The sequence below is a fragment of the Mucilaginibacter sp. 14171R-50 genome (genome assembly GCF_010093045.1).
GTDB lineage: Bacteria > Bacteroidota > Bacteroidia > Sphingobacteriales > Sphingobacteriaceae > Mucilaginibacter.
The window spans coordinates 1,997,947-2,019,375 of sequence record NZ_CP048115.1 but is presented as its reverse complement, the minus strand read 5'-3'; the positions used below and the strand labels follow the sequence as shown (position 1 = coordinate 2,019,375).

Below are 21,429 nucleotides of genomic sequence, written 5' to 3'. Positions count from 1 at the left end.
TATTAAAACAGTGAAGGATGGAGCGATAGATGGAATAACCGGTACAGGTTAAACCTTACACACAAATATAAAGCATGCAGCCCATACAAATGGTGACATACCCTTGTCAGTAGTCAAAAACGGAAGTAGCTGATAATGAAGTGTTCGCGAGTGTTCACGGTGTGAACGTGCGCCGAACGTGAACGCTTTTCCAGATGTGCAGATGTGCAGATTTCAGATGTGCAGATGCCTTCATGAACTATGGACCATGGACTATGGTCAAAAGGTTTAAAAACAAGAAAACCCTTTAGTATTGCTACTAAAGGGTTTCTTTAAAGTTTGGCACCGACCTACTCTCCCACATTTTACTGCAGTACCATCGGCTCTGGCGGGCTTAACTTCTCTGTTCGGAATGGGAAGAGGTGGACACCGCCGATATAGGCACCTGAAGGTTTTTAGATCTGAGTATTGAGATATGAGATTTGAGACTCATGATCTTAATAACAAATCAATATTTTATAGATGTAAGCGGAGTTTGAGGAGATTTTCATCTCATGTCTCATATCTCACGTCTCATATCTAAGACAATAATTGAAAGAAGTAATAATCAGAGAAAACAACAGCTTTGTTTTGTTCGGTTCATTGGTATCATTCGTTCATTTGTTTATTAGTATTGCTACCAATGAACTATTGAACTATTGAACCAATGAACCATTCATTACCTGCTATGAGAAAGCTTCGGATTATTAGTATTACTCGACTTTGATGTCACCACCTTTATATCTGTAACCTATCAACGTAGTAGTCTGCTACGATCCTCAATGGAAGTCTCATCTTGTGGCTAGTTTCGCACTTAGATGCTTTCAGCGCTTATCTATTCCCAACGTAGCTACTCTGCAGTACACCTGGCGGCATAACAGATTCACCAGAGGTTAGTCCAACCCGGTCCTCTCGTACTAAGGTCAGCCCCACTCAAACTTCCAACGCCCACAACAGATAGGGACCGAACTGTCTCGCGACGTTCTGAACCCAGCTCGCGTGCCACTTTAATGAGCGAACAGCTCAACCCTTGGGACCTTCTCCAGCCCCAGGATGTGACGAGCCGACATCGAGGTGCCAAACCTCCCCGTCGATATGAGCTCTTGGGGGAGATCAGCCTGTTATCCCCAGCGTACCTTTTATCCTTTGAGCGATGGCCCTTCCATGCAGAACCACCGGATCACTATATCCGTCTTTCGACCCTGCTCGGCTTGTCTGCCTCACAGTCAAGCAAGCTTATGCTATTGCACTCCGCGTACGGTTACCAAGCGTACTGAGCTTACCTTTGAAAGCCTCCGTTACCTTTTTGGAGGCGACCACCCCAGTCAAACTACCCGCCAAACAATGTTCTCGACATTATCGAGTTAGACACCAAATACAGAAAGGGTGGTATTTCAACGTTGGCTAACCTACTCCTAGCGAAGCAGGATCACAGCCTCCCACCTATCCTACACATCCTGTATCCGATATCAATGTTAAGTTGTAGTGAAGGTGCATGGGGTCTTTCCGTCCCGTTGCGGGTAACCGGCGTCTTCACCGATACCACAATTTCACCGAGCTCATGGCTGAGACAGCGCCCAGATCGTTACACCATTCGTGCAGGTCGGAACTTACCCGACAAGGAATTTCGCTACCTTAGGACCGTTATAGTTACGGCCGCCGTTTACCGGGGCTTCGATTCAATGCGTCGCCATTGCTGACTAACATCCCCTCTTAACCTTCCGGCACCGGGCAGGTGTCAGGCCTTATACGTCATCTTTCGATTTTGCAAAGCCATGTGTTTTTGTTAAACAGTCGCCTGGGCCTTTTCACTGCGGCTGATATTGCTATCAGCGCCCCTTCTCCCGAAGTTACAGGGCCATTTTGCCGAGTTCCTTAGCCATGATTCACTCGAGCACCTTAGGATTCTCTCCTCGACTACCTGTGTCGGTTTACGGTACGGGTTTTTATAACCTGAAGCTTAGCGGGTTTTCTTGGAAGTCTGATTACCTGAACTATCACCTTACCCGAAGGCTCAGTGTACTATCTGCTTTCAGCAAGGTCTGCGTACTTAACTACAAACCCTATACCTACTGCATTTAACGAACTATTCCGTCAGTTCGCGTCAGTGTCACTACTCCGTCACCGCATCGCAGTTATAAAAAGTACTGGAATATTAACCAGTTATCCATCGGCTACGCCCTTCGGCTTCACCTTAGGCCCCGACTAACCCTGATCCGATTAGCGTTGATCAGGAAACCTTAGTCTTTCGGTGGGCGGGTTTCTCTCCCGCCTTATCGTTACTTATGCCTACATTTGCTTTTCTAATTCCTCCACAGTCAGTTGTCCTTCCTGCTTCGCCGGCAATTAGAATGCTCCCCTACCAGTGCAATAAATTGCAATCCATAGCTTCGGTATAACGCTTAATGCCCGTTTATTATCCATGCCCGATCGCTCGACTAGTGAGCTGTTACGCACTCTTTAAATGAATGGCTGCTTCCAAGCCAACATCCTAGCTGTCTGTGCAATCGGACCTCGTTAGTTCAACTTAGCGTTAATTTGGGGACCTTAGCTGATGGTCTGGGTTCTTTCCCTCTCGGCCATGGACCTTAGCACCCATAGCCTCACTGCAGTGTATATTATACAGCATTCGGAGTTTGTCTGGATTTGGTAGGATTTGACTCCCCCGCACCCAATCAGTAGCTCTACCTCTGTATAACTTTACCACCACGCTGTTCCTAAAAACATTTCGGGGAGTACGAGCTATTTCCCAGTTTGATTAGCCTTTCACCCCTACCCACAGATCATCCGGAAACTTTTCAACGTTTATCGGTTCGGTCCTCCAGTACCTGTTACGGCACCTTCAACCTGTCCATGGGTAGATCACAAGGTTTCGCGTCTACCCCCTCTGACTCTGCGCCCTTTTCAGACTCGCTTTCGCTTCGGATCCGTGTCTTAAACACTTAACCTTGCCAGAGAGGAGTAACTCGTAGGCTCATTATGCAAAAGGCACGCCGTCACAGAACAAGTCTGCTCCGACCGCTTGTAAGTACACGGTTTCAGGTTCTATTTCACTCCCCTGTTCGGGTTCTTTTCACCTTTCCCTCACGGTACTGGTTCACTATCGGTCTCTCAGGAGTATTTAGCCTTACCGGATGGTGCCGGCAAATTCCCACAAGGCGTCTCCGACCTCGCGGTACTCAGGATACCACTATCCTATCATTACTTACCCGTACGCAGCTCTCATGCTCTATGGCCGGGTTTCCCACCCCGTTCCGGTTCATTCTGATATTCATGTTGTGGTCCTACAACCCCAATTATGCCGTAACATAACTGGTTTGGGCTTCTTCCATTTCGCTCGCCACTACTCTGGAAATCATTATTATTTTCTCTTCCTCTGCTTACTTAGATGTTTCAGTTCAGCAGGTTTGCGCATTTATGCGACTAGTCTTCAACTAGCCAGGTTTCCCCATTCGGAAATCCGCGGATCAATTCATATTTGCTGATCCCCGCGGCTTATCGCAGCTTATCACGTCCTTCATCGCCTCTGAGAGCCAAGGCATCCCCGTGTACCCTTTCTTACTTTCTTCTATACTTGTACCGCTTTTGCTCGGTACTGTATGCTTTTTGATTATGTTGCCGTTCAGAACAAGATATTAGAATCAAGAACCAAGATTTCCTGCCGAAGCCGCCCGTCTTTTATCTGCAATCCCTTTTCTCAAGGTCCAAAGCCTGCAACAGTCCTCTACTGTTGTTTTCTCTTTTTGAATTACTTCTTCCAATATGTCAAAGAACGTTCGTTTAGATTTGAGTACTGAGATTTGAGATCTGAGACCGATTTGCATCCTGTCTGATATCTCATATCTAATATCTCACATCTTAACTTGGTGGAGAATAACGGATTCGAACCGTTGACCCCCTGCGTGCAAGGCAGGTGCTCTAGCCAGCTGAGCTAATCCCCCTTTCAGATGTTTCTGTCATTGGTTGAGTCATTAGGTCATTGGCTTTGCAGCTTTTGACTTTTAACTTTCAACTTTTGACTTACCGTGTAGTCCCGAGCAGATTTGAACTGCTGACCCCTACATTATCAGTGTAGTGCTCTAACCAAGCTGAGCTACAGGACTGTTTGATTTCGGATTTGTGATGTACGATTTTAGATTTCAATCGTCATTCGTAAATCGTAAATCGTAATTACTTACAATCTTGCCACGCTCATGGTTGAACCACTGATGGCTTCATCTTCCGGGTTGTTTTTTTAAGAGAATAAATAAGAAAATAATCATGCAGGTAACAGTTTCCTGTTAATGCGTTACTAAGGTTGTTTGGATAATGCTCCAGAAAGGAGGTATTCCAGCCACACCTTCCGGTACGGCTACCTTGTTACGACTTAGCCCCAGTTACCGACTTTACCCTAGGACGCTCCTTGCGGTTACGCACTTCAGGCACTTCCAGCTTCCATGGCTTGACGGGCGGTGTGTACAAGGCCCGGGAACGTATTCACCGCGTCATTGCTGATACGCGATTACTAGCGAATCCAACTTCACGGGGTCGAGTTGCAGACCCCGATCCGAACTGTGAATGGCTTTACGAGATTGGCATCCTGTTACCAGGTAGCTGCCCGCTGTACCATCCATTGTAGCACGTGTGTAGCCCCGGACGTAAGGGCCATGATGACTTGACGTCGTCCCCTCCTTCCTCTCTATTTGCATAGGCAGTCTGAATAGAGTCCCCACCATTACATGCTGGCAACTATTCACAGGGGTTGCGCTCGTTGCGGGACTTAACCCAACACCTCACGGCACGAGCTGACGACAGCCATGCAGCACCTAGTTTCGTGTCCCGAAGGACTGAGACGTCTCTGTCTCATTCACTAACTTTCAAGCCCGGGTAAGGTTCCTCGCGTATCATCGAATTAAACCACATGCTCCTCCGCTTGTGCGGGCCCCCGTCAATTCCTTTGAGTTTCACCCTTGCGGGCGTACTCCCCAGGTGGAATACTTAACGCTTTCGCTTAGACGCTGACCGTATATCGCCAACATCGAGTATTCATCGTTTAGGGCGTGGACTACCAGGGTATCTAATCCTGTTTGATCCCCACGCTTTCGTGCCTCAGTGTCAATAACACTTTAGTAAGCTGCCTTCGCAATTGGTGTTCTGTGACATATCTATGCATTTCACCGCTACTTGTCACATTCCGCCTACCTCAAGTGTATTCAAGCCCATCAGTATCAAAGGCACTGCGATAGTTAAGCTACCGTCTTTCACCCCTGACTTAATAGGCCACCTACGCACCCTTTAAACCCAATAAATCCGGATAACGCTTGGATCCTCCGTATTACCGCGGCTGCTGGCACGGAGTTAGCCGATCCTTATTCTTACCGTACATTCAGCCCTCTTCACGAAAAGGGGTTTATTCCGGTACAAAAGCAGTTTACAACCCGTAGGGCCGTCTTCCTGCACGCGGCATGGCTGGTTCAGGCTTGCGCCCATTGACCAATATTCCTTACTGCTGCCTCCCGTAGGAGTCTGGTCCGTGTCTCAGTACCAGTGTGGGGGGTCATCCTCTCAGATCCCCTAAACATCGTAGCCTTGGTAAGCCATTACCTTACCAACTAGCTAATGTTCCGCATGCCCATCTTGTTCCTATAAATATTTGATTATCTTATGATGCCATAAAATAATGTTATGCGGTGTTAATCTCTCTTTCGAGAGGCTATCCCCCTGAACAAGGTAGGTTACATACGTGTTACGCACCCGTGCGCCACTCTCATGAGAAGCAAGCTCCTCAATCCCGTCCGACTTGCATGTATTAGGCCTGCCGCTAGCGTTCATCCTGAGCCAGGATCAAACTCTCCATTGTATAATGTGTTGTTCAAATCCAGACCCTATTAACTCAATCAATAGAAATCTGTAAAAAAAATATTCTCTTACATTATCCCATCCCTTAAGTCTCGCTCTTAACATTCAGAACATCGCTGTCCTGCTGTTACGCTGCATAATTTATTCTCTATCTCTTTTAAGAACTTTTGCGGTCGTCTGTCTCAGACTTCCTATATGTTTTCGCATTTTACAATGCTTAACTTTTCAAATTTTTGAAGCTTTCGAATTGCTCTAAGCTTTTAACGTTTTTTAGAAACCGTTTCCGATTTTTCTCCCTCGTTTTGGGATTGCAAAGGTAGAAACCTTTTCTGAATTTACAAACTTTATTTTTTTATTTTTTCGAGCCTGCTTTTTCAATTAACAACCGCTTTTCGTTTCCGATTTGGCGGGCTGCAAAGGTAGCAACCTTTGTTGAATTTGCAAACTTTATTTTTTAAAATATCGCTTTGGTAAACTTTCAGAGAACATCCCGCTATTTCGTTTGCGGGCTGCAAAGGTACGCACAAATTTTACCTATGCAAACGGTTTACGTGATTTATTGATAGTGTAGTTTTAACACGCTGAAAATGAAGCACAAAAAATTCGATTGTCCTATCCGCGCAAAACAGGCTATAGCAGGGGGCATTACCGAAGCGCACTGCTTTGCACAAACCGGTACATTATATATACGTGTACCTAAGCGTTATTTATTTTCATCAGTATAAAATTCTTGATATCTTTCAATTATCAAAACCAAACATGATGAAAACAGACCTATACACTAAAATCGTACTTACAATTATCGCGGTAGCGCTAACCCTTAATTTAGTTAAAAGCAGTATTACCCCTGCTATGGCCGATACCAAAAAATATGTTACGGTGCCTGTGAACGCCGATGGCAGCATCAACGTAAATATTAATAAGGTAAACGAAAGCATGGATGTAAATATAAAAAACGTTGACAGGAGCGCATTTTACTATGTTATGCCAATACCGGTAACCCTGGCAAAGTAGGCTTGTAACTTCTTGATTGTTTAGCAATTGTAATTTTGCAGCAAAAACAATTTGATTTATATGATAATTATTAAATTAAAAAGATAATTATTTATATTTGTATCAACTAACAGATTTAATCAAACTGTCGGTTATTAGTTAATTAAAAATTTATAGAAAGCAGGTATAGCGCAAGGCCAGGCCTGCTTTTTTATTTACAAAAAAAAGCCCGCAGCGGTTAAGCTGCAGGCGTACTTAGGTAATATAATAGATCAGTATAGTTTCTTGCTATTTTAATACTTCGCGGCTGATAACGATCTTCTGTATCTCAGACGTTCCTTCGCCTATGGTGCAAAGCTTGGCATCGCGATAAAATTTTTCTACAGGGAAATCTTTAGTGTATCCATATCCACCAAATATCTGAACGGCGTCGTTGGCGCATCGTACCGCTACCTCTGAAGCATAATATTTAGCCATGGCCGATTGTTTGGTAACCGGCAAATGGCGGTTTTTCAGATCAGCGGCCTGCATAATCAATAACTCGGCTGCTTCTATCTCGGTAGCCATATCGGCCAGTTTAAACGCAATCCCCTGAAAGTTGCTTATTGGCTGCCCAAACTGTTGCCTCTCCTTTGAATAAGCAACTGCTGCTTCAAACGCACCTTTGGCAATACCTAATGATAGCGCGGCTATTGAAATACGCCCGCCATCCAACACTTTCATAGCTTGTTTAAAGCCTTCGCCTTCGGCGCCTAAAAGGTTTTCTTTTGGTACGCGGCAATTGTCAAAAATCATTTCGGTAGTTTCTGATGCCCGCATGCCAAGTTTGTTTTCTTTTTTACCGGCATTAAAGCCCGGTGTGCCACGCTCTATTACCAAGGCAGATATTCCTTTACTATCCCCCTTTTCGCCGGTACGCACCATAACTACGGCAACATCGCCGCTTTTGCCGTGCGTTATCCAGTTTTTTGATCCGTTTACAACATAATGGTCGCCATCTAAAACGGCTGTTGTTGCCATACGCATGGCATCGCTGCCGGTATTGGCTTCGGTAAGGCCCCAGGCGCCAAGCCACTCGGCAGTAGCCAGTTTTGGTAACCAGCGCTGTTTTTGCTCCTCGTTGGCAAACGCCAGGATATGACCAGTACATAACGAGTTATGCGCCGCAACCGATAAACCTATAGAACCGCAAACTTTTGCTATTTCTACAATAGTAGTTACATATTCGGCGTAGCCAAAGCCCGAGCCGCCGTACACTTCGGGTACCAGCACACCCATCATGCCTTGTTGGCCCAATTGTTTAAATAGTTGTAAGGGGAAATGCTGCTCCTCGTCCCATTGCATTACGTTTGGCCTGATGTGCTTTTCGGCAAAATCCTTTGCCATCTGGCCTATCATCCGTTGATTGTCGCTTATAGAAAAATCATAGCCCGCGGGGGCATCTGTTAGTAAATGATCCATTTTAGAAAAGTAGATTATAATTGGTTTTTGGTAAAGCTAACGATTAATTTACGCAGTTAGTTTAACCTGAAAACCCTCCAAATCAACACCAAAACGGTATTGGGTACAAATAATCGGTTTAAATGCTGCAAGATAAATTTATTATGCATGCATAGCAAATAATAAATTTTAAATTATTTTTTGGATGTGTCATTTACTCACCCCCCGCCCCCTCTCTGCTGCGCAAAGAAGGGGGATTCTTTTTCTCCTTCACCCTCTTTGCGCAGCAGAGAGGGTCGCGCACGAAGTGCCGCGGGGTGAGTTAATAGCCGCATGTTTTTTCATTTTATTTTTCCCTTACTGACATAGGGCTGTCATTACCCGGTTGTTTCTTTGAATTAGAAACCAAAAACACAACATTATGTCACTTATTCAATTTTTCCTGAAACAGCTAAACGAAGAGTCGGAAACCACCCGCAAAATTTTAGCACGTGTACCAAACGATAAATACGACTGGACACCGCATGTTAAAAGTATGGATGTGCGCCGCCTGGCCACCCACATTGCCGAATTGCCAACCTGGATCACCATGGCGCTGACAACTAATGAGCTCGATTTTGAAGACAACAGCTACGAATCGACATTTGTAAATAACACCGGTGAGTTGATGGAACTGTTCGAAAGAGCGCTTGTTGACGGCCGCTCGCAGTTAATTGCCGAAAACGAAAGCAAACTTGATGAAAAATGGACATTACGCAGTGGTGATACCATTCATAGCGTACGAACCAAAGGCGAAGTTATCCGTATGGCGCTATCGCAGATCATCCATCACCGTGCGCAGCTTGGCGTTTACCTGCGGTTGCTGAATATCCCCATCCCCGGCAGCTATGGCCCAAGCGCGGATGAAGCAACTTTTAAACCCGAAGAAGCAACGGTTTAAGGATTTAATAGTATTTCTCCTGTCATTTCGAACAAGTTTTCTCACTACCGTTCGAAATGACAGGGTGATTTATATTACTTCACCGTCAATTTTATGATGGTATCCACCGGGTCGGCGGTTATGCCGGCGGTATATATAAATACGCCTTCGGGCTGCTGTTTAAACTTAACGGCGCCGCCACTGGCAAGCAACTCGGCTTTAGCAATTTTTTGCTTTACCTGCGGGATAAATATATATTCTCCGCCCTGCGGCTCGGTGATGTGTACGTATATGGTTTTAGCTTTAACAGTGAGCGTTCCCCAGGGTTGTGCCGGTATATCGCTACCGCGGGTACCATAAATACTTTCGCCGTTCTTTTTCACCCAGGCGCCAACTATAGCCAGCGTATCTGTAAACTCCGGCTGTATTTTTCCATTGGGCATAGGGCCGATGTTAAGCAAAAAGTTGGCGTTGTGCCCGGCGGCGTTCACCAGGTAATGGATGATCTGCTTTGACGATTTAAAACTTCTGTCGGTAATATTAAATCCCCAGCTATTGTTAATAGTTTCGCAGGTTTCAAGCGGCAGGCGGCTAACGGTTTGCTCAGGCGCGAAGCCGGTTGTATTGTTACCTGGCAGGTCTTTTTCAAACATCTGGAAATCTTCTCCATCCTTTGGCGCTACGTGGTGGTTATTGCCCACCATTATTGCCGGGTTAAGCTTATGTATCAACCCGTAAATTTCATCGTAATGCCAGTTTACATTGGTGCGTTCCCAGTCGCCATCAAACCAGATGCCTTTTACCCCCGGGTATTTGGTTATCAGTTCGGTTAACTGGGCCTTCATAAATTTAATGTAGCTGTCCCAGTCGCCATTAACAGGTTTACCGTCCACTATGGGGCTGCCAAAAGCATAATCGGGCCTGCCCCAGTCAAGCAGCGAGTAATAAAAATGCAGCTCGATGCCTTCCTTTTCGCACTCTTTGGCCAATTCCATCAGGGGATCTTTATGGTAGGGCGTGGCATCTACAATATTATACGGCGACATTTTGGTGCCGAACATGCTAAACCCATCGTGGTGGCGCGATGTGATAGTAATGTATTTCATCCCGGCCTTTTTGGCAAAGGCAACCCATTCCTTAGCGTTAAAATCCTGCGGGTTAAAAAAGCCGGCCAGCCTTTTATAACTATCGTAAGGGATCTTTTTATTGTGCATCACCCACTCGCCATCGCCCAAAATGCTGTAAATACCCCAATGGATAAACAACCCGAATTTCATATCCTGGAACTTTTGCCTCTGCGCCAGGTTTTCGGCAGTGGGTGTATAAGCGCCCTGCGCCCATGAATGGTTTGTAATAAGGCCAGATAATAAACAAAACAATAATAGCTTCTTTTTCATATCGGTAATAGTTGTAGAATTAGTGGTTTACACGCGCTTAATCATCAGCATATTTGCACATCTGTGATCTGCACATCAATATTTACAGTTGAAATATCTTATCCATCAGAACCCACTTTTCGCCGGCGAGCGCGCCTTTAATAGGCTGCTGGTATTTCCACATCAGGTCTTCCCACTCCTGCACCTTTTGGTTATCGGCGTCCATGGCCGCCTTTTTCGAAAACGTGAAATCGTTATTCGCCTCAATAAGCATACACAGGCGTGTACCGAGCCGGTAAATTTCCATATTGGTAATGCCTGATGAGGTAATACTGTCTTTTATCTCGGGCCAGATGTTCTGGTGATGCGCTTCATATTCAGTGATCAGTTCTTCGTCGTCTATCAGGTCGAGAGTAAGGCAATATTTTTTCATAAGGATGGGCTTGCAGGCAATTATTGGTTGTACAAGTACGCAAATGTTTCCGAGAAAAGCAATTAACAGGTGTTGTTTGCTTTACCGTTATCGCGCAGTAGCAGCTGTTATCAAAAAATTTTGTCCCGTTTGCCGTTTATGCATAGCTTAGATTTTATATGTCTGGTACACTATTCTGTTCTGTTAATCTTAGCCTGCGCCGTTTTACGTTTGACGACGCGGCCTTTGTTTTGGAATTGTTAAACACCCCTGCCTGGAAAAAATTTATAGGCGACAAGAATGTTAACAGCCACGAAGACGCCATTAATTATATCAAAAACGGCCCCCAAAGCATGTACGCAAAACACGGGTATGGCCTATGGTTGGTTAGTATTACAGAAACCGGCCGGCCTATTGGCATGTGCGGCCTGGTACAACGCGATTACCTTGACCGGCCCGACCTTGGTTTTGCCTTTTTACCCGGTTTTGAAGGTAAGGGGCTGGCTTATGAAGCAAGCATGGCCGCGTTAACTTATGTGCAACAGCATTATCAGCTGGATAAAGTATATGCCATTACCCTGGCGGATAACATCCGGTCGCGGCGGTTATTAACGCGATGCGGGTTTGTACACGATCAGACGATAACCCCACCGGGCGATGAGGGTTTACTTTTGTACTATTATCTTTACGATAATATAATAATACCATTACCAAACAGCACATCTATTTAAACTGTGATTTATAACTTAGCCACATGTCAGATACACGCAGAGATTTTTTAAAAAAAGCCGCAATGCTTACCGGCGCAGCCGGTTTAGCCAACATATTACCTGCATCAATCCAAAAGGCAATGGCTATAAACCCGGCCCCGGGCACTACCTGGGCTGATGCCGAACACATTGTGCTGTTAATGCAGGAGAACCGGTCGTTCGATCATTGCTTTGGTACACTTAGGGGCGTAAGGGGTTTTAACGATCCCCGCGCTATAAGCTTACCAAACAAAAACCCGGTTTGGCTGCAATCAAACAACAAAGGCGAAACTTACGCCCCTTTTCACCTCGATATAAAAAATACCCGCGCTACCTGGATGAACTGCCTGCCGCACTCGTGGGCCAACCAGGTAAACGCCCGCAACGATGGCAAATTTGACCAATGGCTAAACGAGAAACGATCGGGTGTTAAGGAATACTCGGATATGCCGCTTACGCTGGGTTACCATAACCGGCACGATCTGCCGTTTCATTATGCATTTGCCGATGCCTTTACTGTATGCGACCAGCATTTCTGCTCGTCGTTAACCGGCACTACGCCAAACAGGCTTTTCTTTTGGACAGGCACCATCCGCGAAAAACAAAACGAAGATACCAGGGCCAGGGTTTGGAATGAGGATGCGGACTATGGTACGCTAAACTGGACAACCTACCCCGAACGGTTGGAAGATGCAGGCGTATCGTGGAAATGCTACCAGAACGAGATGAGCGTACCGCTTGGTTTTGAAGGCGAGGAAGAGCCCTGGCTATCAAACTTTGGCGATAACCCGCTTGAATATTTTAAACAGTATAACATCAATTTATACGACAAGCATATCAGCTATATGCAGAAACGATATGCTACCCTGCCCGGCGAGATAAACGCGATGGAGAAAAAGATAGCCGGTTTACCCAAAGGCGACGCGCATATTGACCACATGCAGCTGCAGCTAACGCAAATGCGTGCCGATCTGGATAATCTTAAGAACAACCCCGATCTGCTTAACCATGCCACCTTTAATAAACTGTCACCAAAAGAGAAAAATATACACCATAAAGCGTTTGCTGTAAATACAGGCGACCCGCACTACCGCGAGCTTGCCACACTTAAGTACGATGATAACGGCACCAAACGCGAAATGAAAGTGCCCAAAGGCGATGTACTGCATCAGTTCAGGGAAGATGTGAGGACGGGCAAACTGCCAACCGTATCCTGGTTAACCGCACCCGAAAACTTCTCGGACCACCCCGATTCGCCGTGGTACGGTGCCTGGTACACCTCAGAAGTGCTGGATATCCTTACCCAAAACCCTGAGGTATGGAAGAAAACCATTTTCATCCTTACCTACGACGAGAACGACGGCTACTTTGACCACGTACCGCCCTTTACCGCGCCGCATTCGCACAAGAAGGGCACGGGTAAAGTATCTGACGGGATTGACACCCGCGTGGATTTTGTAACACTGGAGCAGGAACGCGAGCGTAAAAACTTCCCGATAGATTACGATCGCGAAAACTCGATAGGCCTGGGTTATCGCGTGCCGATGGTCATCGCCTCGCCCTGGAGCCGCGGTGGATATGTAAACTCCGAAGTTTTTGATCATACCTCAACGTTGCAATTCCTGGAGAAGTTTTTAGCCAAAAAAACCGAAAAAAAAATAAAAGAGGACAACATCAGCGACTGGCGCCGAACCATCTGCGGCGACCTAACCTCGGCATTCAGGCCATACAATGGCGAAAAGATTGCCAGCCCGGTATCGCTAAACAGGGAAAAATTTGTAGAAGGCATCCACAAGGCCAAGTTTAAAAAGGTACCGTCGACTTATAAAAATCTGTCAGTCGCCGAAATAGCAGTCATTAAAAAAGACCCGGCCCAATCACCTTATATGCCAAAACAGGAACCGGGTATCAAACCATCCTGCGCACTTCCCTATGAACTATACGTTGATGGACGCTTAAATGATGATAAAACAGCGTTGGAGTTAAAATTTACAGCGGGAAATAAGGCTTTTGGCGATAATGCTATCGGCGCACCGTTTAACGTTTATGCACCCGGTAAATATGCTTCGTTCCTCGATCCGCAGCAGATGGAACCGGTACGCACCTGGAGTTACGCTGTAAAGGCAGGCGATACGGTTACCGATGCCTGGCCGCTTAACCAGTTTGAGAACGGCAACTATTATCTGCGCACTTATGGCCCTAATGGTTTTTACCGCGCGTTTAAAGGCAACGCTAACGACCCCGGCATCGGTGTTGATTTCGCTTATCAATCGGCCGGTAAGCAGTTAACCGGTAATGTGATGCTTACCTTTTGGCTGGTGGACACTACCACACCTGTAACGGTTGAAGTGGTTGATAATGCGTATAAAACCGGCACAAAGCGAATGACCATACAGCAGGAAAGCTTTGCCCCGCAAACCATAAAGCTTGATCTGGGCAAACAGCATAACTGGTACGACTTCAGCATTAAGGTAAAGGGATATGCCGATTTTGAAAAGAGGTATGCCGGCCGTGTTGAGACCGGCAAACCAGGTTTTTCTGACCCGCTGATGGGCCGGGTTGTTTAGTTACCGGTTAAGAGCGGGTTATTAACCACGCCTGCAAATAACACCAGCCCGCTGCTGTTTTCGCGTATGGCAAACACAAACGGCCTGTTCAAATTCAAATCGGTGGCAGGCGCGGCGGTAACACCTACCGCAACCGAGGTTGCTGCGGCGGCTTCGGTACCCTGCTCGTTAACCTCAACAAAGGCTTTTTGCTTAACTTCGGTAATGTTTATGCCGCCTGCGGCTGATATACCGGTAAGGTCGGCATCGTCAGAAAAAGCCTTGCCCATGCCCAAAGCAATAAGGGCGCCATTTAAAGTTGTGTTATACGTAAACTTAAGCTTAGGGAAATACACGTGGTTTTTAACACCGCCGCCCATAGGCTTCATCCACTTGTTCCACTTTACTGTGTCAAGGTTGCTGATCAGCTCATTTACGCTGCTGCTTTCGTCGGGCAGCACCACCACCATGCTATACCTGCCGTTTGCATAGGGCAACTCGGCTATCTGGGTGTATTTATCTCCGTCGTAATTATCAAAATAGCTGCCGTATTCTATTTGCCCGGTCATAAAATCGGCCTGTACGGTACTTCCGGTGCTGGTTTTAAAAGGCATCTTTTTAGTATCCGCAGGATTGAATTTATTTTTCCAGATGCTTTTAAAGTAGATGGCGTTGATAAGGTACATACGCACATCTCCCGGGATATTATCAATTATCGATGGGATCTTTCCCTTTGTTTGGTCGCTTACCCATTCGTTTATCTGGTTTTTTGCTGCAGCCGAGCCAAAATCCAGTGCCTGTACCTTTGCCTTGTAAGCATTGGTATTTGTTGTGATAAACGAGGGCAATACATCAAACCCCTGTTTATACCATATCGAGTTAGCGATGTTAACCTGGGTGTTAGGCTCCAGGTTGGGCAGCTGGTCTATCAATTTATTATAGTAGGTATTTATCGCTTCCTGCGTAAATCCGCTAAATTCCATAGCATTATTTATGCCTTGCAGTGTTTCGCCTTTGGCGCCGTTGCTGGTCATGCCCATAGCAAAGCTTACGCTTAGCGGCGAAACAAAAACGTTATCGTTACCGGTGCCGCCGCTGTTTAGCTGTTTTACCAGTTTTAGCGTAAACGCGTTATCCGCTGCTACCTTAAGGTGCTCTGCAGCGGTAAGTTCAAGGGCTTTGCCCTTATCGGGGTTGTTGTCGCTTTTTTTACATGAAACAAAGCCGATAGCCAAAAGGCTTAAAAATAGCAGTGGAGTTTTGCGTGTCATAAGATCGGTTAATAGTTTTTATTATTACGCAGGTTGCATCACCATCGCTACAGTCCCGCATACATTTATTATTGTATAAGGGCAACTTCCATTTGCGTAACGTGGCTATTGCGTGTAGCCTTATTCAAAAAAGCCGGTTTGAGCCGTGATACCCAATAACGCTGAAACGTTGCCTTATGCTGTACCCGGTAACCCTTTGCCGTAAACGTTGCCGCGACGTTGGCAGGGCCATAAAATATAAAAGGCGCCGCGGGTAGTTTCCCGCTGCCGTCTTCGCCAATAATTATCGGGGATTGGTTCAGGTAAAATTCCATGGGGTAATTGGCATCCTCCCAGCTTTGCACCACGGGCAGGTTTTGCGGGTTATTATTGTTGATCCAAACAGCAGCCTCGCTCCCGGCCTGGTATTTTAATAATGAGGGATAAAAGGCAAGGTTGAGGTAAAGATTTACTATAAAGGCAGCAATAAGCGTGCGAAAGGCGGTTTGCCTGAAATCCGTATTGGCAAAGTTGCCGGGCAGCATCAATAATAATCCAAGCCAAACCAATAATGTAAGGGCGGTATCCCAGGTAAATACTTCGGGCTTAAAAAAGTACTGCAGCGCGCCAATTATCAGCAATAATAAAACCACCACTCCTATTTGCACCCCTCTGATTATTTTAATGGTTTTTACCGATTGCAAAGCGGCCAAATATTGCGCGGTCATGATAGCGAAGAACGGGAATACGATATTTAAATAATGCGGCAATTGAAATTTTGAGGCCGAGAACAGCAGGAAGGTTAGCAACGCCCCGCTGATGCAAAGCCACTCGCGTTTTTGCACGTCGCGTACTCCGGTTTTCACGAAATGCCATATAGCCGCGAATAATATCAACGACCACGGCAAAAAAGCCCACATGGTAGTATGCACAAAAAACGACGGGTCGCCGTGGCCTTTTATGGGGCCGGTGTTAAAAAACCTGCCGAACTGGCTATCCCAAAAGAAAAATTTAATGCCCGATACATGGGTGCGGTCGAACACTACCTTTTCGGGATGGGCGTCAAATTGTTGGTACAGGCAATAAATTTCGGGCAGGATGAATACCAGTATCAGCACAGCGGCCAGCAGCCAGCGCAGGTTAAAAAGCTTTTTCCATTGTTTGGTGATAGCCAAATGCCCTGCTATTGCCCCGCCCATGGGTACCAGCGCGAACATGCCTTTGGTCATGATGGCGCAACCGGCAAAAACAGCCCCCAACACTAACTGCCAAAAGTTATTACGGGTGTATGCTTTATAAAAATGATATACTGATGCGATGATGAGCCCGGTTAGATAAGGTTCGGCACGAACGTCGTTATTAGAAAGTATGATGTGCTGCGCGGTAAGCAATATCAATACCGACCACAAGGCTACTTGTTTATTATAAAGCTCTTTAGCCAGTTTATAGGTATATGCCGCACCCATCAGCATAAACAAAATGCCCGGCAATTTATATGCCCAGGTAGTAAAGCCAAAAAGTTTAAATGAAAGCGCCGTTACCCAAAACGGAAAATGCGGCTTATCCAGCCAGTCGGCATTGTGCACAAACAGTTGTACATAATCATTTCGCTGCACCATGGTTTTGGCGATGACGGCGTAGAGTGTACCGTCGGGAGCCAGGATAGGTATGAACAACCCGCTGAAATTAAGCAGAACAGCAAGCCCTATAAAAAGGTATAGCCATTTGGTTTTATCGGCAGTTTGTGTGTGGTGCATGCGGTGGTAAAGGTAACGAGATGCGGAAATATATTGCTTATCGGAATAAAAATGTTTGAGGCTATACGTTATCGATGTATTCACCGTCAGTGTACCACGCATTAACCTGTGAGCATTAGCGTGGGGTTATGCTGTACGAACGTCAGCCCGCTCAATTGCCGCGGAGGGCTGTTACTTTGTCTTGATACAAAGTAACCAAAAATCAAGTCAGCAAAAAGGCTTCTTTGCCGCACAAGGCCTTTGCCCCGCAAAGCGGGCAGAACCACGGGCTGCAAAATCTTGCCCCAACTTCGTTCGCACCTGGCCCCTGCGCTTCGGGCAAGTATTGCTATGCCCCTGCCGCGCTCAAGGCCACATCGTTCTGCCCGCTTTCGCCCGAAGCTGTTTTACTGACGCATCATCACAACTCCCCACCGACACGTCATTGCGAGCGTAACGTGGCAATCCCCGAGCGATAAGCCCCCCACTGCCTTAACGCAACCTCAAACTGCGGCATTGGCCTGTTCGGGTAGCACAGCAATTGCTAAAGCACTTCCTTTCACAGAACAGGACGCAGCCGCGACTTTTCTTTTTGGTATTTTTTCTTTTGAGAGAAAAGGAAAAGTACATCCACTGACGATTCATCAACTCACTGCCATTCCTAACAAAGAACTACCGCGTGGAGACTATCGCCCTTACCCGGTAATCCAAATGGTGACGCCGTTGTGTCACCAAAATTGTCAATGGCCTGATTAGCAGGCGTTCATGAGTGTTCACGGTGTTCACGTGCGCCGAACGTGAACACTTTATAAAGCTGAGTTGATCCCGGCTTACCTGGTCGCTAATACAAGCCCTTAAAAATCTTGCAATCAAAAAATCCGTGTACTCCCGGTTCAGACATTAATTTAATTTCCTAAATTTAGCAAACCTGCAATACCCCTTGTTGCTAAACCAAATTTAAAACCTTCATGAAAAAAATTGCCCTTTGGTTACTGATGCTTTGCCCCGCGGCGCTGTTTGCGCAAACCGGTAAGGTGTACGATAATTTAACGCTGACCAGCAAGATCCTGAAAAGCGAACGCAAATATGCCGTTTACCTACCGCCCGACTACGAAACAAGCGGCCGCAACTACCCGGTACTGTACCTGCTGCATGGCGCCGGCGACGACCAGACCGGCTGGGTGCAATTTGGTGAGGTATTAAACATTACCGACAAAGCCATCCGTGATGGCATTGCCACACCGATGATCATTATTATGCCCGATGCCAATACCGGCAGGCGTGGTTACAACAACGATATTAAGGGTGATTGGAATTATGAGGATTTCTTTTTCACCGAACTTGTGCCATTCGTCGAAAAGAAATACCGTATAAAAGGCGAAAAGCGTTTCCGTGCTATTGCCGGCCTTAGCATGGGCGGGGGCGGCAGTTTTGTGTATGCGCTGCACCACCCCGAAATGTTTTCATCGGCCTGCCCGTTAAGCGCGGCTACGGGCTTTCTTAGCCTGGAAGATGCTAAGGCGGGTATCGGCAAAAACAATCCGGGCATGGCCGATAGCACCATAAGCAACTATTATAACCGTTACAGCGTATTGCCTTTGATAAACGCTATACCCGATGATCAGAAGAAAGCCATTCGCTGGTTTATGGATGTTGGCGACGACGATTTTTTATACGAGGGCAACGGCTTGGTACATAACCTGATGCGTAAAAAAGAGATCCCGCATGAGTACCGTGTACGTGATGGAGCCCATAACTGGACCTATTGGCGCGGCTCGCTACCTGTGGTGCTGGAGTTTGTATCGCAGGCTTTTCATCAATATTAACTGGAAAATCTAAATCCTAAAAAGAAAATTTAAAGCCATTCTCAACTTTAAAATAAAACATAACTTTAACTAATCTCCGATCATCTGACCTTTAATCTCTAATATGGAACGCAGAAAATTCTTAACAAATACAGCTATAGCCGCGGGATCGCTGGCCTTTTTAAGCAACAAAAGTTTGGCGGCAATATTAGCCCGGCCCGAGTATAAACTTACACCCTTGCGCAACAACGTTGGTATTTTTACCGAGCAGGGGGGCACCATTATCTGGATGGTGAACAAAGAAGGTATTGTTTGCGTAGACGCGGAGTTCCCCGAACCCGCGACCCACCTGATAGCCGAACTGAAAAAGAAAAGTGATATGCCTTTTCAATGGCTGATAAACACCCACCACCATGGCGACCATACCAGTGGCAACATCTCTTTTAAAGGCATTGCAAAAAACGTGGCAGCGCATGCCAATTCGTTAATTAACCAAAAGGCGGCGGCAGTAAAACAAAAATCGGAGGATAAACAGTTATACCCCGAGGTTACCTATACAGATAAGTGGAGAACTAAAATAGGCGACGAAACTATCACCGCCCACTATTTTGGTGCGGGCCATACCAACGGCGATAGCTTTGTACACTTCGAGAATGCCAACATCGTTCACTGCGGCGACCAGGTTTTTAACCGCATGCACCCTTATATCGACCGCAGCGCGGGCGCATCGTGCAGGCATTGGGCAGTTGCTTTAGAGCAGGCCCAAAAACAGTTTAACAAAGATACCATATTTGTATTTGGCCATGCTTACGATCCTGTAAAGGTTACCGGCACCCAGGCCGACCTTAAGGCCATGCAGAATTATATGGAAAAACTGGTTGCTTATGTTGAGGGTGGTATAAAGGCAGGTAAAACTAAAGAACAAATTTTAAGCGCTACCGCTATTCCCGGCGTAACCGATTGGCAGGGTGATGGCATACAACGCAGCTTAACCGCCGCTTATGAAGAATTAACAGCATAATATTTAATTACCCTAATATGAAATATTTATTCTCCCTTATTACTTCGGTTGCTACCCTGTTATCGGTGTGGGGTTTTACATCGCCTAAGCAATTAACAAGCGCCGATGTTATTAAAAAAATGTACGGCCGCTACCATGGTAAATGGCATACTTCGTTAACATTTACCCAAACAACAGGCCGGTACCGTAACGATACTTTGGTAAAAACCGATACCTGGTACGAGCGTATTGTTTACCCCGATATGCTACGTATTGATTTTGGCGCGGATAAGGGCGGAAACGGTGTGATATACCGTGGCGATTCGTCGTACGTTTTCAGGAACAATAAGGTGGTACGCGCCGCGAAGGATGAAAACGAATTGATCTTCTTTTTAGGGGGGATGTATTTTAAACCGATAGACCAGGTATTCGCGCATTTTAACGAACTGCACTTTGACCTTAGCAAGACCCATGAAAGCACCTGGAAAGGTAAACCCGTTTATGTTTTAGGGTCTGCAAAAGATGATGACAAGGTAAACCAACTGTGGATAGATAAAGACAAACTGGTGGCTGTGCGTTATTTTAAATACGATACCAACGGCAAAATGGAGGCGACTTTTGAAGAGCACAAAATGGTGGGGGGCGCCTGGAGCGAAACACTGTGCAAGTTCTACATAAATGATAAGCTGCTGCAAACCGAAGTTTACAGCGATATTAAAGCTAATCAGCCTATAGATAAAAGCGTGTTTGACCCTGCTGCAATAGGAAAATAACTTTGATTGCTGATTATCCCTGGCTAAACGCCGGGGATTTTTGTTTACAATGGTTATTAAAAAAACTCTTTCTGGGTTACCACTACCTGGCCTTTGTTCTCGGTAGTGCTGATGAGCATGGTGATGGCGTAAAACTCGTTATCAAACTTATAGATATTATTGTCAGCGTCCTGCCCCTGAAACTTCATGACCATTTTTGCCCTGCGTGCCTGGGCTATAAGATTAACAATATGCTGTGGATCGCGGGTATCGTAAGTTACCGTACGCAGCATGGTGCCGTTGTTTAACTTTACCCTGTCTCCAATAGTAATGCCCTCTTCTTTAACATTTTTAGCTACCGAGCGAAAATGTTCTATTGTTTTGCCGTCTTTTTCCTGTAAATACTGACGCTTGAATGCTTTACTCAGGGTTAGGTAAGTATGCGCTTGCCCGTCGCTGAGGGTGGTAAGGTTGGTAAGGTCAAAAAATGAAATGCTTTGCGCGTAAGTACCCGTGCAAATACAAAACAGTAATATAACCAACCCGTACTTTTTCATATATATCGGTATAGCAAATATAATTATTTTTAGGTTCG

General features: G+C 46.0%; 14 protein-coding genes, 2 tRNA genes and 3 rRNA genes. 8 read left to right on the top strand and 11 right to left on the bottom strand.

Annotated elements, in window-relative coordinates; translation table 11 throughout:
• Positions 1 to 316: 316 nt before the first annotated feature.
• From rrf to GWR56_RS09260, 5 genes are all read right to left on the bottom strand, one after another.
• Positions 317 to 428: ribosomal RNA gene (gene rrf, locus GWR56_RS09280) — 5S ribosomal RNA — on the bottom strand.
• A 278-nt stretch (positions 429 to 706) separates the two neighbouring features.
• A 23S ribosomal RNA gene (locus GWR56_RS09275) occupies positions 707 to 3,586 on the bottom strand.
• Positions 3,587 to 3,882: 296 nt separating this feature from the next.
• Positions 3,883 to 3,959: transfer RNA gene (locus GWR56_RS09270), tRNA-Ala, on the bottom strand.
• A gap of 87 nt (positions 3,960 to 4,046) precedes the next feature.
• Positions 4,047 to 4,121 (bottom strand) — tRNA-Ile (locus GWR56_RS09265).
• 214 nt (positions 4,122 to 4,335) lie between these two features.
• A 16S ribosomal RNA gene (locus GWR56_RS09260) occupies positions 4,336 to 5,857 on the bottom strand.
• The 16S, 23S and 5S rRNA genes sit together here with 2 tRNA genes alongside, the layout of an rRNA operon.
• Positions 5,858 to 6,443: 586 nt before the next feature.
• Here GWR56_RS09260 and GWR56_RS09255 point away from each other — a divergent pair.
• A complete protein-coding gene (locus GWR56_RS09255) occupies positions 6,444 to 6,581 on the top strand; it encodes a hypothetical protein (RefSeq protein ID WP_162430827.1) in 138 nt (45 codons plus the stop codon).
• A 34-nt stretch (positions 6,582 to 6,615) separates the two neighbouring features.
• Positions 6,616 to 6,870, top strand: a complete 255-nt coding sequence (locus GWR56_RS09250; RefSeq protein WP_162430826.1) for a hypothetical protein — start codon at positions 6,616 to 6,618, stop codon at positions 6,868 to 6,870.
• Between the two features lie 267 nt (positions 6,871 to 7,137).
• Here GWR56_RS09250 and GWR56_RS09245 read toward each other — a convergent pair whose 3' ends face one another.
• A complete protein-coding gene (locus GWR56_RS09245) occupies positions 7,138 to 8,310 on the bottom strand; it encodes an acyl-CoA dehydrogenase family protein (RefSeq protein WP_162430825.1) in 1,173 nt (390 codons plus the stop codon).
• Positions 8,311 to 8,710: 400 nt separating this feature from the next.
• Between GWR56_RS09245 and GWR56_RS09240 the strand changes: the two genes are divergently transcribed.
• Positions 8,711 to 9,229, top strand: a complete 519-nt coding sequence (locus GWR56_RS09240; RefSeq protein ID WP_162430824.1) for a DinB family protein — start codon at positions 8,711 to 8,713, stop codon at positions 9,227 to 9,229.
• A 74-nt stretch (positions 9,230 to 9,303) separates the two neighbouring features.
• On the opposite strand, the gene GWR56_RS09235 is transcribed toward GWR56_RS09240, so the two are convergent.
• Both GWR56_RS09235 and GWR56_RS09230 read right to left on the bottom strand, forming a co-directional pair.
• Positions 9,304 to 10,605 carry an alpha-L-fucosidase gene (locus GWR56_RS09235; protein ID WP_162430823.1) on the bottom strand — a complete coding sequence of 434 codons (1,302 nt, stop codon included), beginning with the start codon at positions 10,603 to 10,605 and terminating at the stop codon, positions 9,304 to 9,306.
• Between the two features lie 82 nt (positions 10,606 to 10,687).
• On the bottom strand, positions 10,688 to 11,017 hold the full coding sequence (locus GWR56_RS09230) for an L-rhamnose mutarotase (RefSeq protein WP_162430822.1): 330 nt from the start codon (positions 11,015 to 11,017) through the stop codon (positions 10,688 to 10,690).
• A gap of 158 nt (positions 11,018 to 11,175) precedes the next feature.
• On the opposite strand from GWR56_RS09230, the gene GWR56_RS09225 reads away from it, so the two are divergent.
• Together GWR56_RS09225 and GWR56_RS09220 are read left to right on the top strand one after the other, a co-directional pair.
• Entirely contained in the window at positions 11,176 to 11,727 is a 552-nt protein-coding gene (locus tag GWR56_RS09225) for a GNAT family N-acetyltransferase (RefSeq protein WP_162430821.1), read from the top strand.
• A 23-nt stretch (positions 11,728 to 11,750) separates the two neighbouring features.
• Positions 11,751 to 14,312: a phosphocholine-specific phospholipase C gene (locus GWR56_RS09220; protein WP_162430820.1), complete on the top strand. Its 2,562-nt coding sequence runs from the start codon at positions 11,751 to 11,753 to the stop codon at positions 14,310 to 14,312.
• Here the strand turns inward: GWR56_RS09220 and GWR56_RS09215 are convergent.
• Together GWR56_RS09215 and GWR56_RS09210 are read right to left on the bottom strand one after the other, a co-directional pair.
• Positions 14,309 to 15,562, bottom strand: a complete 1,254-nt coding sequence (locus GWR56_RS09215; RefSeq protein ID WP_162430819.1) for a serpin family protein — start codon at positions 15,560 to 15,562, stop codon at positions 14,309 to 14,311. The two genes, GWR56_RS09220 and GWR56_RS09215, sit on opposite strands and share 4 nt — an antisense overlap.
• Positions 15,563 to 15,630: 68 nt before the next feature.
• A complete protein-coding gene (locus GWR56_RS09210; RefSeq protein WP_238395341.1) occupies positions 15,631 to 17,400 on the bottom strand; it encodes a glycosyltransferase family 39 protein in 1,770 nt (589 codons plus the stop codon).
• 845 nt (positions 17,401 to 18,245) lie between these two features.
• Between GWR56_RS09210 and GWR56_RS09205 the strand changes: the two genes are divergently transcribed.
• The 3 genes from GWR56_RS09205 to GWR56_RS09195 all read left to right on the top strand — a co-directional run bounded on the left by GWR56_RS09205 (position 18,246) and on the right by GWR56_RS09195 (position 20,855).
• Entirely contained in the window at positions 18,246 to 19,103 is an 858-nt protein-coding gene (locus tag GWR56_RS09205; RefSeq protein ID WP_162430818.1) for an esterase family protein, read from the top strand.
• A 103-nt stretch (positions 19,104 to 19,206) separates the two neighbouring features.
• Positions 19,207 to 20,103, top strand: coding sequence for an MBL fold metallo-hydrolase (locus GWR56_RS09200; protein WP_162430817.1), 897 nt, complete (start codon positions 19,207 to 19,209; stop codon positions 20,101 to 20,103).
• A 17-nt stretch (positions 20,104 to 20,120) separates the two neighbouring features.
• Positions 20,121 to 20,855, top strand: coding sequence for a hypothetical protein (locus tag GWR56_RS09195; protein ID WP_162430816.1), 735 nt, complete (start codon positions 20,121 to 20,123; stop codon positions 20,853 to 20,855).
• 56 nt (positions 20,856 to 20,911) lie between these two features.
• Here GWR56_RS09195 and GWR56_RS09190 read toward each other — a convergent pair whose 3' ends face one another.
• Complete coding sequence (locus GWR56_RS09190; protein WP_162430815.1) at positions 20,912 to 21,391, bottom strand: hypothetical protein; 480 nt, start codon at positions 21,389 to 21,391, stop codon at positions 20,912 to 20,914.
• Positions 21,392 to 21,429 lie beyond the last annotated feature (38 nt).

Bases quoted from the DNA above. Each gene is read 5' to 3' on its own strand.
- GWR56_RS09205 (WP_162430818.1), top strand. From the start codon at position 18,246: ATGAAAAAAATTGCCCTTTGGTTACTGATGCTTTGCCCCGCGGCGCTG.
- GWR56_RS09240 (WP_162430824.1), top strand. From the start codon at position 8,711: ATGTCACTTATTCAATTTTTCCTGAAACAGCTAAACGAAGAGTCGGAA.
- GWR56_RS09230 (WP_162430822.1), bottom strand. From the start codon at position 11,017: ATGAAAAAATATTGCCTTACTCTCGACCTGATAGACGACGAAGAACTG.
- GWR56_RS09190 (WP_162430815.1), bottom strand. From the start codon at position 21,391: ATGAAAAAGTACGGGTTGGTTATATTACTGTTTTGTATTTGCACGGGT.
- GWR56_RS09195 (WP_162430816.1), top strand. From the start codon at position 20,121: ATGAAATATTTATTCTCCCTTATTACTTCGGTTGCTACCCTGTTATCG.
- GWR56_RS09235 (WP_162430823.1), bottom strand. From the start codon at position 10,605: ATGAAAAAGAAGCTATTATTGTTTTGTTTATTATCTGGCCTTATTACA.
- GWR56_RS09255 (WP_162430827.1), top strand. From the start codon at position 6,444: ATGAAGCACAAAAAATTCGATTGTCCTATCCGCGCAAAACAGGCTATA.
- GWR56_RS09225 (WP_162430821.1), top strand. From the start codon at position 11,176: ATGTCTGGTACACTATTCTGTTCTGTTAATCTTAGCCTGCGCCGTTTT.
- GWR56_RS09220 (WP_162430820.1), top strand. From the start codon at position 11,751: ATGTCAGATACACGCAGAGATTTTTTAAAAAAAGCCGCAATGCTTACC.
- GWR56_RS09215 (WP_162430819.1), bottom strand. From the start codon at position 15,562: ATGACACGCAAAACTCCACTGCTATTTTTAAGCCTTTTGGCTATCGGC.
- GWR56_RS09210 (WP_238395341.1), bottom strand. From the start codon at position 17,400: ATGCGTGGTACACTGACGGTGAATACATCGATAACGTATAGCCTCAAA.
- GWR56_RS09200 (WP_162430817.1), top strand. From the start codon at position 19,207: ATGGAACGCAGAAAATTCTTAACAAATACAGCTATAGCCGCGGGATCG.
- GWR56_RS09245 (WP_162430825.1), bottom strand. From the start codon at position 8,310: ATGGATCATTTACTAACAGATGCCCCCGCGGGCTATGATTTTTCTATA.
- GWR56_RS09250 (WP_162430826.1), top strand. From the start codon at position 6,616: ATGATGAAAACAGACCTATACACTAAAATCGTACTTACAATTATCGCG.